The sequence below is a fragment of the Pseudomonas sp. 14P_5.3_Bac1 genome, from assembly GCF_025466135.1.
Classification (GTDB): Bacteria; Pseudomonadota; Gammaproteobacteria; order Pseudomonadales; family Pseudomonadaceae; genus Aquipseudomonas.
The window spans coordinates 48,354-61,172 of record NZ_JANLOF010000001.1 but is presented as its reverse complement, the minus strand read 5'-3'; the positions used below and the strand labels follow the sequence as shown (position 1 = coordinate 61,172).

The 12,819-nt window shown below is 60.7% G+C and carries 14 protein-coding genes; 9 read left to right on the top strand and 5 right to left on the bottom strand.

Annotated elements, in window-relative coordinates; all coding sequences use genetic code 11:
* Positions 1 to 14: 14 nt before the first annotated feature.
* Positions 15 to 662 carry a hypothetical protein gene (locus tag NTD89_RS00295; RefSeq protein WP_145158496.1) on the bottom strand — a complete coding sequence of 216 codons (648 nt, stop codon included), beginning with the start codon at positions 660 to 662 and terminating at the stop codon, positions 15 to 17.
* Between the two features lie 369 nt (positions 663 to 1,031).
* Here NTD89_RS00295 and coxB point away from each other — a divergent pair, with 369 nt between their 5' ends.
* From coxB to NTD89_RS00275, 4 genes are all read left to right on the top strand, one after another.
* Positions 1,032 to 2,159 carry a cytochrome c oxidase subunit II gene (coxB, locus tag NTD89_RS00290; RefSeq protein WP_119741308.1) on the top strand — a complete coding sequence of 376 codons (1,128 nt, stop codon included), beginning with the start codon at positions 1,032 to 1,034 and terminating at the stop codon, positions 2,157 to 2,159.
* Between the two features lie 58 nt (positions 2,160 to 2,217).
* On the top strand, positions 2,218 to 3,804 hold the full coding sequence (gene ctaD, locus NTD89_RS00285; protein WP_106576019.1) for a cytochrome c oxidase subunit I: 1,587 nt from the start codon (positions 2,218 to 2,220) through the stop codon (positions 3,802 to 3,804).
* Between the two features lie 144 nt (positions 3,805 to 3,948).
* Entirely contained in the window at positions 3,949 to 4,500 is a 552-nt protein-coding gene (locus NTD89_RS00280) for a cytochrome c oxidase assembly protein (RefSeq protein WP_242200501.1), read from the top strand.
* 35 nt (positions 4,501 to 4,535) lie between these two features.
* Positions 4,536 to 5,423: a cytochrome c oxidase subunit 3 gene (locus tag NTD89_RS00275; RefSeq protein ID WP_262206033.1), complete on the top strand. Its 888-nt coding sequence runs from the start codon at positions 4,536 to 4,538 to the stop codon at positions 5,421 to 5,423.
* A gap of 6 nt (positions 5,424 to 5,429) precedes the next feature.
* On the opposite strand, the gene NTD89_RS00270 is transcribed toward NTD89_RS00275, so the two are convergent.
* Positions 5,430 to 5,633: a twin transmembrane helix small protein gene (locus NTD89_RS00270; protein WP_016969525.1), complete on the bottom strand. Its 204-nt coding sequence runs from the start codon at positions 5,631 to 5,633 to the stop codon at positions 5,430 to 5,432.
* Between the two features lie 28 nt (positions 5,634 to 5,661).
* Between NTD89_RS00270 and NTD89_RS00265 the strand changes: the two genes are divergently transcribed.
* From NTD89_RS00265 to NTD89_RS00245, 5 genes are read left to right on the top strand one after another with little or no spacing between them, the layout of a single operon-like run.
* Entirely contained in the window at positions 5,662 to 6,426 is a 765-nt protein-coding gene (locus tag NTD89_RS00265) for an SURF1 family protein (RefSeq protein ID WP_262206032.1), read from the top strand.
* The gene (locus tag NTD89_RS00260) at positions 6,392 to 6,976 is read left to right on the top strand and encodes a hypothetical protein (RefSeq protein ID WP_262206030.1); all 585 of its coding nucleotides are present in this window, start codon (positions 6,392 to 6,394) and stop codon (positions 6,974 to 6,976) included. The genes NTD89_RS00265 and NTD89_RS00260 overlap by 35 nt, the downstream gene beginning before the upstream one ends.
* 10 nt (positions 6,977 to 6,986) lie before the next feature.
* Entirely contained in the window at positions 6,987 to 8,066 is a 1,080-nt protein-coding gene (locus NTD89_RS00255) for a COX15/CtaA family protein (RefSeq protein ID WP_262206028.1), read from the top strand.
* Positions 8,054 to 8,953, top strand: coding sequence for a heme o synthase (gene cyoE / locus NTD89_RS00250; RefSeq protein ID WP_262206027.1), 900 nt, complete (start codon positions 8,054 to 8,056; stop codon positions 8,951 to 8,953). The genes NTD89_RS00255 and cyoE overlap by 13 nt, the downstream gene beginning before the upstream one ends.
* On the top strand, positions 8,950 to 9,585 hold the full coding sequence (locus NTD89_RS00245) for an SCO family protein (RefSeq protein WP_145158510.1): 636 nt from the start codon (positions 8,950 to 8,952) through the stop codon (positions 9,583 to 9,585). Before cyoE ends, NTD89_RS00245 begins: the two co-directional genes overlap by 4 nt.
* Before the next feature lie 639 nt (positions 9,586 to 10,224).
* Here NTD89_RS00245 and NTD89_RS00240 read toward each other — a convergent pair.
* The 3 genes from NTD89_RS00240 to NTD89_RS00230 are packed head-to-tail and all read right to left on the bottom strand — an operon-like array spanning position 10,225 to position 12,730.
* Positions 10,225 to 10,998: a MetQ/NlpA family ABC transporter substrate-binding protein gene (locus tag NTD89_RS00240; protein WP_106576026.1), complete on the bottom strand. Its 774-nt coding sequence runs from the start codon at positions 10,996 to 10,998 to the stop codon at positions 10,225 to 10,227.
* Between the two features lie 50 nt (positions 10,999 to 11,048).
* Positions 11,049 to 11,723 carry a methionine ABC transporter permease gene (locus NTD89_RS00235; protein WP_106576027.1) on the bottom strand — a complete coding sequence of 225 codons (675 nt, stop codon included), beginning with the start codon at positions 11,721 to 11,723 and terminating at the stop codon, positions 11,049 to 11,051.
* Complete coding sequence (locus NTD89_RS00230) at positions 11,723 to 12,730, bottom strand: methionine ABC transporter ATP-binding protein (protein WP_145158580.1); 1,008 nt, start codon at positions 12,728 to 12,730, stop codon at positions 11,723 to 11,725. Before NTD89_RS00230 ends, NTD89_RS00235 begins: the two co-directional genes overlap by 1 nt.
* Positions 12,731 to 12,819 lie beyond the last annotated feature (89 nt).

Here is a 12,819-nt window from a genome sequence, read left to right as displayed (position 1 = left end):
ATCATATTGAAGAGTTAAGCCGGCTGATCCAACGCCAACTCAACCCCCAGCTGCCGCGACAGGCACGGCCAGCGCTTCCACGCCGCTTCCGTGTTCGGGCTCTTGAGCGTCTCGCGGTAAGCTTCGACCGACTCCAGCGCAAAGCTGTCTTCGTTGAGCATTTCATCCACCGCCAAATGCACGGCTTCGTCCAACTGGTTGGCAAATGCTTCGCCGATCAACTGATGAGCGATCAAGTTGGCCACGGTGGTGTCCGCCGGAATCAACGGCTGACCGAAGTGCGTGATGTACAGATCGTTGACTTCTTCTACCAGGCGATGGGCCAGGTAGGCCTCGTCCAGCAGGCCGTCGAGGCCTTCGTGGCCGGCAAGAATCGCGGGCGGTTGCAGGAAGAAATGCTCGGCGATTTTCAGTACCGGCTTGATCTGGCTTTCGATGCCAGCTTCGCGCGCCACGTCATTGGCGGCTTCCAGCAAGTCAGGGACAAGCTCGATGTAGGCAGTAACAAAACGGGTCATGACAATGTTGCGATCACCGTCAGCCAGGGAAATGGCCGAATGCAGGTGCGGCAATTGTTTTTCCAGTTGCTGGGCAAGCTGGCCAGTGCTGGCTTCGTGTTGATGGGCACGGGAAATCTGCTCGCGCAATGCGGCGGTGTTCATGAAAGCTCCATTGAAACAGGCGTAGGAAAAGGGAAAGAACAAGGTAGCTCGTTTATACGAGGGCCTAAGACGCGTTTGTCATAATTATTTCATGGTTATGCGCATGCGTTATATCGAATCGCCATCGTTCGTCGGATAAACGTTTGCGCCCCCGTATTTATTGGGCCCGCCCGTCTGTTTGTGCTCATTTGCCCCTACACATTGCGGGGTTGCCCCGGCTGTCTATACTCGATTTTGTACGCAATTAGCTGATGACGCCCAACTGCATGAAGCAGGCAAGGCTTGGCGGTTGTAAGCAGTATGGAAGCCGCTCCCTTCGCCGCAGGTGCAAACCGGCGGGATAACAAGAAACATAAAGGGGAACCCGCAATGACGCGACATCCACACGTTTGGATGGGCCTACTGTTGTGGTCGGTATTCGGCCAGGCGCACGCCGCCTGGACAACGAATATGGCGCCAGGGGCTACTGAAGTCAGTCACGCCGTGTTTGACCTGCACATGACCATCTTCTGGATTTGTGTGGTGATCGGCATTGTCGTGTTTGGCGCGATGTTCTGGTCGATGATCCTGCACCGCCGGTCCACGGGCCAGGTGGCTGCCAAATTTCACGAGAGCACGACCGTGGAAATCCTCTGGACCGTGGTGCCGTTGCTGATCCTGGTAGCGATGGCCATCCCGGCGACCAAGACCCTGATCAACATCTACGACAGCACCGAGTCGGATATCGATATCCAGGTCACCGGTTATCAGTGGAAGTGGCATTACAAATACCTGGGCCAGGACGTGGAATTCTTCAGCAACCTGGCCACCCCTGCCGAGCAGATCCATAACCAGGCCACCAAGGGCGAGCACTATCTGCTCGAAGTCGACCAGCCCCTGGTGCTGCCGGTAGGCGCCAAAGTGCGCTTTCTGGTGACTGCCGCCGACGTGATTCATTCGTGGTGGGTGCCGGCCTTTGCGGTCAAGCGCGACGCCATTCCCGGCTTCGTCAACGAGGCCTGGACGCGCATCGAGAAGCCCGGCATCTACCGTGGCCAGTGCGCTGAATTGTGCGGCAAGGACCACGGCTTCATGCCGATTGTGGTCGAGGTCAAATCCCAGGCCGACTACGACACTTGGCTCGGCGAGCGCAAGGCAGAAGCGGCCAAGCTCAAGGAGCTGACCTCCAAAGAGTGGACACTTGAAGAGCTGGTGGCGCGTGGCGACAAGGTTTACCACACCACCTGCGTGGCCTGTCACCAGGCTGAGGGCCAAGGCCTGCCGCCGATGTTCCCGGCGCTCAAAGGCTCGCCGATCGCCACCGGGCCTAAGGAAGATCACCTGCACCGCGTGTATTTCGGCAAGCCTGGCACCGCCATGGCCGCCTTCGGCAAACAGCTGTCGGAGGTGGACATCGCCGCCGTGGTGACCTACGAACGCAACGCCTGGGGCAACAACAAAGGCGACATGGTCACGCCCAAAGACGTGCTGGCTTTGAAACAGGCGGAAAGCAAATGACGGCCTCAACTGCGTATGCCCCGAACCGCACAGCCCATTCCTTTGCAGGAGAACGGCCATGAGCACTGTGATCGATGACCATGGTCACGCCGACCATGCCCATGGCCCCGCCAAAGGCCTGATGCGCTGGGTGCTGACCACCAACCACAAAGACATCGGCACGATGTACCTGTGGTTCGCCTTCACCATGTTCCTGCTCGGCGGCTCGTTCGCCATGGTGATCCGCGCCGAGCTGTTCCAGCCCGGCCTGCAGATCGTGCAGCCGGCGTTCTTCAACCAGATGACCACCATGCACGGCCTGATCATGGTGTTCGGCGCGGTGATGCCGGCCTTTGTCGGCCTGGCCAACTGGATGATCCCGCTGATGATCGGCGCGCCGGACATGGCCCTGCCGCGCATGAACAACTTCAGTTTCTGGCTGCTGCCAGCGGCGTTCCTGTTGCTGGTTTCCACGTTGTTCACACCCGGCGGCGGGCCGAATTTCGGCTGGACCTTCTACGCCCCGCTGTCCACCACCTACGCGCCGGAAAGTGTGACGTTCTTTATTTTTGCCATCCACCTGATGGGCATCAGTTCGATCATGGGCGCGATCAACGTGGTCGCGACCATTCTCAACCTGCGCGCCCCTGGCATGACCCTGATGAAGATGCCGCTGTTTGTCTGGACCTGGCTGATCACCGCGTTCCTGTTGATCGCGGTGATGCCGGTGCTGGCCGGCTGCGTGACCATGATGCTGATGGACATCCACTTCGGCACCAGCTTCTTCAGTGCCGCCGGTGGCGGTGACCCGGTGCTGTTCCAGCACGTGTTCTGGTTCTTCGGCCACCCCGAGGTGTACATCATGATTCTGCCGGCCTTCGGCGCCGTCAGTTCGATCATCCCGACCTTCTCGCGCAAGCCGCTGTTCGGCTACACCTCGATGGTCTACGCCACGGCGAGCATCGCGTTCCTGTCGTTCATTGTGTGGGCGCACCACATGTTCGTGGTGGGCATTCCGCTGGTGGGCGAGCTGTTCTTCATGTACGCCACGCTGCTGATCGCCGTGCCGACGGGCGTGAAGGTGTTCAACTGGGTCAGCACCATGTGGCAAGGCTCGCTGACCTTCGAGACGCCGATGCTGTTTGCCGTGGCCTTCGTGATCCTGTTCACCATCGGCGGCTTCTCCGGCCTGATGCTGGCGATTGCCCCGGCGGACTTCCAGTACCACGACACCTACTTTGTGGTGGCGCATTTCCATTACGTACTGGTACCTGGCGCGATCTTCGGCATCTTCGCCTCGGCGTACTACTGGCTGCCCAAATGGACTGGGCACATGTACGACGAAACCCTGGGCAAGCTGCACTTCTGGCTGTCCTTCATCGGCATGAACATGGCGTTTTTCCCGATGCACTTCGTGGGACTGGCCGGCATGCCGCGCCGGGTCCCGGACTACAACCTGCAGTTCGCCGACTTCAACATGGTCTCCTCGATTGGCGCATTCATGTTTGGCGCCACGCAGATCTTCTTCCTGTTCATCGTCATCAAGTGCATCCGCGGCGGCCCGCCGGCGCCGGCCAAGCCGTGGGATGGTGCCGAAGGTTTGGAATGGAGCATCCCCTCGCCCGCGCCGTATCACACGTTCACCACGCCGCCGGAGGTCAAGTGAATACCCTGGCCCAGGCTACCTCGCTCTCCTGTGGGAGCTGGCTTGCCTGCGATAGCGGTGTGTCAGTCACCGAATCTATCAACTGCCAGACCTTCATCGCAGGCAAGCCAGCTCCCACAGAAAGTCAAAAGCGGGGTGGCTGCCATGCTTGATTCCATCCCCATCAAGCGCCTGGTCACCCGTCTGCTGATTCTGGTGGTGGCGATGTTCGCCTTCGGCTTCGCTCTGGTGCCGATTTACGACGTGATGTGCAAGGCGTTCGGCATCAACGGCAAGACCGCCGGGCAGTACGAAGGTGAGCAAGTCGTCGACCCCACGCGCCAGGTGCGAGTGCAGTTCCTGTCGACCAATGCCATCGACATGGTCTGGGAGTTTCACTCCAAGGCGGACGAAGTGGTGGTGAACCCCGGTGCGGTCACCGAGATGCTGTTCGTCGCCTACAACCCCACCGACAAGGTCATGAAAGCCCAGGCAGTGCCGAGCATTTCCCCGGCCGAAGCGGCAATGTACTTCCACAAGACCGAGTGCTTTTGCTTCACCCAGCAAGTGCTGCAGCCCGGCCAGCGCATTGAAATGCCGGTGCGTTTTATCGTCGACCGCGACATGCCCAAGGATGTGAAGCATTTGACCCTGGCGTACACGCTGTTTGACATCACTGCGCGCCAACCGCCGGTGGCCGTCCATACCGGCGGCTAGCTACTGTTTGCCCCCTCAATCAGGAGAGCGAATACATGTCGTCTCATGATACGTACTACGTACCAGCGCAAAGCAAATGGCCAATAATTGCCACCCTGGGCATGCTCACCACCGTGTACGGTTTGGCTGTGTGGTTTAACGATCTGAAGGCGGCGCGCCCGGAATCCCACGGGCCGTGGATCTTTTTCGTCGGTGGGCTATTGCTGGCCTACATGCTGTTCGGCTGGTTTGGCGCGGTGATCAAGGAAAGCCGCGCCGGTTTGTACAGCCCGCAGATGGACCGCTCGTTTCGCTGGGGCATGACCTGGTTCATCTTTTCCGAGGTGATGTTCTTCGTCGCGTTCTTTGGCGCCCTGTTTTATGTGCGGCACATGTCGGGGCCATGGCTGGGCGGTGAAGGGCACAAGGGCATCGCGCACATGCTGTGGCCGAATTTTCAGTTCACCTGGCCGCTGCTCAACAACCCTGACCCAAAAATGTACCCGCCACCGGAGGGCACCATCAGCCCCTGGGGCTTGCCGCTGATCAATACGATCTTGCTGGTCAGCTCCAGCGTGACCATCACCCTCGCCCACCATGCCTTGCGCAAGGGCCACCGCGGCGCACTGAAAATCTGGCTGGCGCTGACCGTGCTGCTGGGCTGGACGTTCCTGGCCTTCCAGGCCGAGGAGTACATGCACGCCTACAAAGAACTGGGCCTGACCCTCGGCTCGGGCGTGTACGGCGCGACCTTCTTCATGCTCACAGGCTTTCACGGCGCTCACGTAACCATCGGCACCATCATTCTGTTCGTGATGCTGATGCGCATCCTGCGCGGGCATTTCAATGCCGAGCACCAGTTTGGTTTCGAGGCAGCCAGCTGGTATTGGCACTTTGTGGATGTGGTGTGGATCGGCCTGTTCTTCTTCGTGTATGTGCTGTGAGGCGCCTTACCACGGCGCATGAGACACCAGCTGGCCGCTGAAAAAGCCCCAGGCGATCAAGCCCACGGTGATCGCGGCCAGTACGACGCGCACGGTCAAGGCAGTGACGAGGCGGTTGGAGTTGCCCTCGTCCTTGACCAGAAAGAACAAACCACTGAACAGGCTCACGACAGTCGCGATCAGCATCAGGGCAATGGCTGCTTTGAGCATGGTCAGGTTCCCTTCGGATGGGCGGGCAATGAAAACAAGTATAGCCAGCGCCATAAAAGACTTTCGCCCAGGACTCGCACCCACGCTGGTGGTGCTGGTGCTGCTGCCGTTGATGGTGGGCCTGGGGTTCTGGCAACTGGCGCGCGGCCATGAAAAACAGTTGCTGGTGGACAGCTACGCCGAGCGGCGCGTGGCCGATCCCATCAGCAGTGTCCAGCTCAATGAGATGCCCGACCCTGCCTTTCGCCGCGTGCGCCTGCGCGGCCAGTTCGACGCCGAGCACAGCGTGTTGCTCGACAACCGCATGCGCGACGGCAAGGCCGGCGTCGAGTTGCTGCAACCCTTTCATGATCAGGCCAGCGGCCAGTGGCTGTTGCTCAATCGCGGCTGGCTGCCGTGGCCGGACCGGCGCACGCCACCGGTCTTCACCACACCCGATCAACCGTTGAATCTCGACGCCTGGGTCTACGTCGCCCCCGGCGAAACCTTCCAACTGCACGCCGACCCAGCCACCACGCAATGGCCGCGCTTGCTTACCGCGCTGCACCCCGCCGCCCTGTGGACTGAATTGGGCCGTGGCGGTTTTGCCTACGAACTGCGCGCCGAACCCGGCCCGGGCACGTATGACACCACGTGGCCGGTGGTCGCCATGGGCCCGGAAAAACATTTGGGGTACGCCGTGCAGTGGTTCGCCATGGCCTTGGCGCTGCTGGCGCTGTACCTCTACCTCGGATGGCACAACAAAAAGGAGAAGTCCCATGGGAGCGGCCATGAATCCACCCAGCATGTCTGAGGCGCCCGACCGGCGCAAAGGCCGCTGGCAGCTGATCTTGATCCTGATGATGGTGATCGGCCCGATGGCGCTGGCCACCTTCATGTACAAGTTGCAGTTCTGGGTGCCGGACAGCCGCAGCTACCACGGCGAGCTGATCGGCAACGGCCAGACCCGCGCCGACATTGGCGTGCAGGCCGATGAAGATCGCTGGCAACTGCTGGTCACCGCGCCCACCGCCTGCGCCGCTGAGTGCCAGCAGTTGGTATACCTGGCGCGCCAACTGCAAATCAGCCTGGGCCGTGATGCCTCGCGCGCCAGCCATGCCTTGGCCAGTGCGCAGCCAGTGAGCAGCGCCTACGCGGCCAAGCTCAAAACCGAATACCCGCAACTGCACCGCTATCCGCTGGACCTGTCGACCTTCACCAAGGACGCCGCCGCACCCGGCGATGCGCAACTGTGGATCGTCGACCCGCACGGCAACTTGGTGCTGCGCTACGACGCCAAGGTCAAGGGCAAGGACCTGCTCAACGACCTGCGCTTGCTGCTGAAACTGTCGAACATCGGATAAGGGCATCGTCATGGCCAAACCTGGATTTCGCCTCGCGTTGTTTGCCACCTTGCTGGCGCTGATCGTCGTGCTGCTCGGCGCCTATACGCGCCTGACCCATGCCGGCCTCGGTTGCCCGGACTGGCCCGGCTGTTACGGTTTTATCAGCGTGCCGGAGAGCGAAGCCCAACTGGCGCACGCCGAGCTGCACTTCCCTGATACGCCGGTGCAGGCCGACAAGGGCTGGGCCGAGATGACCCATCGCTACTTTGCCGGCACCTTGGGGTTGCTCATCGTGCTGTTGGCGGCGCGTTCGTGGAGCCATCGGGGTGATCCAGGCCAGCCGGTGAAATTGCCGCTGTTTGTGTTGGCGGTGGTGTTCGCCCAGGCCGCGTTTGGCATGTGGACGGTGACATTGAAGCTGTGGCCGCAAGTTGTAACCGGCCATCTGCTCGGCGGTTTTGCCACCTTGAGCTTATTGTTTCTGCTGACCCTGCGACTGTCCGGCGTGCTGCCCGCGTTGATCGTGCCCAAGCGCCTGCAATACTGGGCGACTGCCGGGTTGGTGTTGGTAATCGGGCAAATTGCGCTGGGCGGCTGGGTGAGTTCCAACTATGCGGCGGTGGCCTGTATCGACCTGCCCACGTGCCATGGCCAGTGGTGGCCGGCGGCGGACTTTGCCAACGGCTTTCATCTCACTCAGCACATCGGGCCCAACTATCTCGGTGGCCAGCTCGACAGCGAAGCGCGTACCGCTATCCACCTGACCCATCGCCTTGGCGCGATGCTGGTGACACTGGTGCTGTTGGGGCTGGCCTGGCAATTGCGCGCAGTGGGCATGACGCGACTGGCGGGCTTGTTGCTGATCGCCCTGGCGGTGCAAATCAGCCTGGGCGTGAGCAATGTGGCGTTCGGCCTGCCGCTGCCGGTGGCGGTCGGCCATAACGCAGGCGGCGCGGCGTTGCTGCTGACGTTGGTGCTGGTCAATTACCACGCGCGCACCAGCCTGGTCCGGGTGCGCCATCAGTTGCCGTTCGGCTGGCGCTTCATTCCGCGCAAACACGTTTCGGGCCTCATCACCCTTAAAGGAGAGACGCCATGGCGACCTTGATCGACGCGCGCCGCGATCAGGCGATCTGGCGGGACTATTTGGAACTTACCAAGCCAAAAGTGGTGGTGCTGATGCTCATCACCTCGTTGGTGGGTATGTTCCTCGCGACCCGCGCCGGGGTGCCATGGGCGGTGCTGATTTTCGGCAACCTGGGCATTGCGCTGTGTGCCGGTGGTGCGGCGGCGGTCAACCATGTGGTGGATCGGCGCATCGATGCGGTGATGGCGCGCACGCATAAGCGGCCGATGGCCGAAGGGCGGGTGTCGCCGGTGGCGGCATTGGCCTTTGCTTTGTTTCTGGCTGTTGCAGGCTTGGCCTTGCTGCTGGCGTTCACCAATCCACTGGCGGCCTGGTTGACGCTGGCGTCGCTGCTCGGCTACGCGGTGATCTACACCGGCTTCCTCAAGCGCGCAACGCCACAAAACATCGTCATCGGCGGCCTCGCCGGCGCGGCGCCGCCGCTGTTGGGCTGGGTTGCCGTGACCGGGCATATCAGCGCCGAGCCGCTGCTGCTGGTGTTGATCATCTTCGCCTGGACCCCGCCGCACTTCTGGGCTCTGGCCATTCACCGCAAGGAGGAATACGCCAAGGCCGACATCCCGATGCTGCCGGTCACCCACGGCGAGCACTACACCAAGGTGCACATCCTGCTCTACACCTTCGCCCTGCTGGCGGTGAGCCTGATGCCGTATGTGATTCACATGAGTGGCCTGCTGTACCTGGCGTGCGCGCTGGTGTTGGGCGCACGCTTTCTGCAATGGGCCTGGGTGCTGTACCGTGGCAGCCAGCCGCACGCGGCGATCAACACCTTCAAGTACTCTATCTGGTACCTGTTTGTGCTGTTTATCGCCCTGCTCGTAGACCACTACTTACTGTTGAACCTATGACTCGAACTCAAAAAACCGTCTTTATCCTGGTGGCCATCGTCGCGTTGATCATGGGCCTGACCGTCAACAAAGTGCTCAGCGGCAAAGGCCAGGGCGACCCTACTGCGCTGATCGACGCGGGCATCATCCTGCTGCCGCAAAGCCGCCAGCTGCCGCCAGTGACCATGACAGACCAGAACGGCCAGCCGGTGGTGGTCAACGAGTTGAAAGGCAAATGGAGCCTGCTGTTTTTCGGCTACACCTTCTGCCCCGACATCTGCCCCACCACCCTCGCCCAACTGCGCCAGATCAAGAGCGAGCTGCCCAAAGAGGCGGTGGATAAGTTGCAGGTGATTCTGGTCAGCGTCGACCCGAACCGCGACACGCCGGCTCAGCTCAAGCAATACCTGGGCTACTTCGACCCGCAATTCGAAGGCCTGACCGGCGCGAATGTGGACGATGTGCAGAAGGTCTCGAATGCGGTGAGCATCCCGTTTATTCCAGCGGATACCAGCAAGCCCAACTACACCGTCGACCACAGCGGCAACCTGGCGCTGATCGGGCCGGACGGCACGCAGCGCGGGTTTATTCGTGCGCCGCTGAACAATCAAAAGCTGGTGGCGCAGTTGCCGGGGTTGCTGCAGCGTAAATAACAGGCACCGTACCGTACATGTGGGAGCTGGCATGCCTGCGAGGGCGGTGGATCAGAGGCTAATAGGCTGACTGACCCACCGCCATCGCAGGCAAGCCAGCTCCCACAGTGCTTTGTGCAAGGTTTGAACAACGCGTAGCGGGTAAGTGCGCCGGCCTGATCTTCCAAGCAACACAAAACAAATGTGGGAGGGGGCTTACCCCCGAAGACGGTGGTTCAGTCGATAAATTCGGTGGCTGACACTGCGCCTTCGCGGGCAAGCCCGCTCCCACAGGGTTTTGTGCAGGTTTGAGCAATGCGTAAGCAGGTAAGTGCGCAGGCCAGGCCTTTCAAGCAACACAAAAACAAATGTGGGAGGGGGCTTGCCCCCGAAGACGTTGGTTCAGTCGATAAATTCGGTGACTGACACTGCGCTTTCGCGAGCAAGCCCGCTCCCACAGGGGTTTTGTGCAAGGTTTGAACAATGCGTAAGCAGGCAAGTGTGCTGCTTGATCTTCCAAACAACACAAAACAAATGTGGGAGGGGGCTTGCCCCCGAAGGCGGTGGGCCAGTCACCATCTTCGGTGACTGACACTGCGCCTTCGCGAGCAAGCCCGCTCCCACATTTTTGATCTTCAGAGTTTTGAAGATCGGGGCAGATCAGAACGCCGGCAGGATCGCGCCTTTGTACTTCTCAAGAATGAACGCTTTCACTTCCGGCGTGTGCAGGGCTGCAACCAGCTTCTTCACGGCGTCTGAGTCTTTGTTGTCTTCGCGGGTCACCAGGATGTTCACGTAAGGCGAGTCGTTGCCTTCGATCACCAGGGCGTCCTTGGATGGGTCCAGTTTGGCTTCCAGGGCGTAGTTGGTGTTGATCAGCGCCAGGTCGACCTGGGTCAGCACGCGCGGCAGTGTGGCGGCTTCCAGTTCGCGGAATTTCAGGTTTTTCGGGTTACCGGAGATGTCCTTGATGGTCGACAGGATGTTGGTCGGGTCCTTCAGGGTGATCAGGTTGTGCTTGGCCAGCAGCAGCAACGCGCGGCCACCGTTGGTGGCGTCGTTCGGGATCACGACATTGGCGCCATCCGGCAGGTCTTCGAGTTTTTTGTACTTGCTGGAGTAGGCGCCCAAGGGCTCCAGGTGCACGGCACCGACGCTCACCAGGTGAGTGCCCTTGGCCTTGTTGAACTCATCCAGGTACGGCTGGTGCTGGAAGAAGTTGGCGTCCAGGCGCTTTTCAGCCACTTGTACGTTCGGCTGCACGTAGTCGGTGAAGACTTTGACCTGCAGGTCCACGCCTTCTTTGGCGAGTGCGGGCTTCACAAACTCCAGGATTTCCGCGTGCGGCACTGGCGACGCGGCGACCGTGAGGGTCTCGGCAGCGTGGGCGGAAAACGCGGCAACGGCAGCGAAAGCAACCAGTAGTTTTTTCATCCAGCAAGCTCCTTGTTCGGGCATGCGCCGGCGGGGGCCGGCCATGGCCGTTATTTTCGAGAAAAGTGCACCACCAGCTTATCGCCGACGGTTTGCAGAATTTGCACCAGGATCAGCAGCATCACCACAGTGACAACCATCACGTCAGTCTGAAAGCGCTGGTAACCAAAGCGGATCGCCAGGTCGCCCAAGCCGCCGGCGCCGACAACACCGGCCATGGCCGTGTAGGAAACCAGTGTAATGGCCGTCACCGTAATCGCAGCGAAAATACCGGGGCGCGCTTCGGGCAGCAGTGCATTGATGATGATCTGACGCGTGCTGGCGCCCATGGACTGCGTGGCTTCGATGATGCCGCGGTCCACTTCACGCAGGGCGGTTTCCACCAGGCGCGCGAAGAACGGCGTCGCGCCTACGACCAGTGGCGGAATCGCACCGGCCACGCCCAGCGAGGTGCCGGTGATCAGTATGGTGAACGGGATCATCACGATCAGCAGGATGATGAACGGCAGCGAACGCAGGATGTTCACGATCAGCGACAGCAGCGCGTACAGGCCTTTTTGTTCGAACAGTTGGCGCGGGCTGGTCAGAAACAGCAGCACACCCAGTGGCAGGCCGAGCAGGATGGTAAAGAACAGCGAACCGAGCAGCATGGTCATGGTGTCGCCGGTGGCGAGCCAGATCTCGGACCAGTCGATATTGGCGAAGAAACTCAACAGGATTTCCATTAGCGCAGAACCTCCATGTGGACGTCTGCCGCGGTAAAGCGGGCGAAAGCGGCGTCCATGTCCCCGCCGGTCACGGCGAGGGTCAGTTGGCCGTAGGGAATGTCTTTGATGCGGTCAATACGACCGGCGAGGATGCTGTAGTCCACGCCGGTTTCGCGGGCGACGGTACCCAGCAGCGGCGCGTAGGTTGCTTCGCCCTGGAACGTCAGACGCACGATACGTCCTGGCACGTGAGCAAAGTCATCGCGCTGCTCGCTTTCGTCGACCTGATCCGCTTCTTGCACAAAGCGCTTGGTGGTCGGGTGCTTGGGGTGCAGGAACACATCGGCCACCGAACCTTGCTCGACGATCACGCCAGCATCCATCACCGCCACTTGGTCGCATACGCGACGGATCACGTCCATTTCGTGGGTGATCAGCACGATGGTCAGCTTCAACTCGCGGTTGATCTCGGCCAGCAGTTGCAGCACCGAGGCGGTGGTTTGCGGGTCGAGGGCGCTGGTGGCTTCGTCGCACAGCAGGATTTTTGGCTTGGTTGCCAGGGCGCGGGCGATGCCGACGCGCTGCTTCTGGCCACCGGACAACTGCGCCGGGTATTTCTTGGCATGGTCCGACAGGCCGACACGGGCGAGCAGCTCAGCCACGCGCTGGTCGATTTCCTTGCGCGACAGTTCGCCAGCCAGCGTCAGCGGCAGCGCTACGTTGTCGGCGACGGTCTTGGAGGCAAGCAGGTTGAAGTGCTGGAAGATCATCCCGACTTGCTGGCGAAAACGGCGCAGGCCATTGGCGTCCAGGGCGGTGACTTCTTCGCCGTCGACATTGATCTGGCCACCGCTGGGTTGCTCCAGGCGGTTAATCAGACGCAACAGGGTACTTTTTCCCGCACCGGAGTGGCCAATCAGGCCGAACACCTGGCCGTTTTCGACACGCAGGCTGGTGGGGTGCAGCGCGGGGATTTCCTTACCGGCGACGCGGTAGGTTTTATGGACGTTATGAAACTCGATCACGTAGCGAACCTTGTGGGGCGCATGGAAAAGGGATCAGCGGTTAGCCGGGCGCGCATTTTAGCCTGTCCGTATAGTGTTTCTTAGCATTT

What these genes read in the sequence shown, in the direction of transcription:
- NTD89_RS00295 (WP_145158496.1), bottom strand. Translation starts at nt 662, where the DNA reads ATGAACACCGCCGCATTGCGCGAGCAGATTTCCCGTGCCCATCAACAC.
- coxB (WP_119741308.1), top strand. Translation starts at nt 1,032, where the DNA reads ATGACGCGACATCCACACGTTTGGATGGGCCTACTGTTGTGGTCGGTA.
- ctaD (WP_106576019.1), top strand. Translation starts at nt 2,218, where the DNA reads ATGAGCACTGTGATCGATGACCATGGTCACGCCGACCATGCCCATGGC.
- NTD89_RS00280 (WP_242200501.1), top strand. Translation starts at nt 3,949, where the DNA reads ATGCTTGATTCCATCCCCATCAAGCGCCTGGTCACCCGTCTGCTGATT.
- NTD89_RS00275 (WP_262206033.1), top strand. Translation starts at nt 4,536, where the DNA reads ATGTCGTCTCATGATACGTACTACGTACCAGCGCAAAGCAAATGGCCA.
- NTD89_RS00270 (WP_016969525.1), bottom strand. Translation starts at nt 5,633, where the DNA reads ATGCTCAAAGCAGCCATTGCCCTGATGCTGATCGCGACTGTCGTGAGC.
- NTD89_RS00265 (WP_262206032.1), top strand. Translation starts at nt 5,662, where the DNA reads ATGAAAACAAGTATAGCCAGCGCCATAAAAGACTTTCGCCCAGGACTC.
- NTD89_RS00260 (WP_262206030.1), top strand. Translation starts at nt 6,392, where the DNA reads ATGGGAGCGGCCATGAATCCACCCAGCATGTCTGAGGCGCCCGACCGG.
- NTD89_RS00255 (WP_262206028.1), top strand. Translation starts at nt 6,987, where the DNA reads ATGGCCAAACCTGGATTTCGCCTCGCGTTGTTTGCCACCTTGCTGGCG.
- cyoE (WP_262206027.1), top strand. Translation starts at nt 8,054, where the DNA reads ATGGCGACCTTGATCGACGCGCGCCGCGATCAGGCGATCTGGCGGGAC.
- NTD89_RS00245 (WP_145158510.1), top strand. Translation starts at nt 8,950, where the DNA reads ATGACTCGAACTCAAAAAACCGTCTTTATCCTGGTGGCCATCGTCGCG.
- NTD89_RS00240 (WP_106576026.1), bottom strand. Translation starts at nt 10,998, where the DNA reads ATGAAAAAACTACTGGTTGCTTTCGCTGCCGTTGCCGCGTTTTCCGCC.
- NTD89_RS00235 (WP_106576027.1), bottom strand. Translation starts at nt 11,723, where the DNA reads ATGGAAATCCTGTTGAGTTTCTTCGCCAATATCGACTGGTCCGAGATC.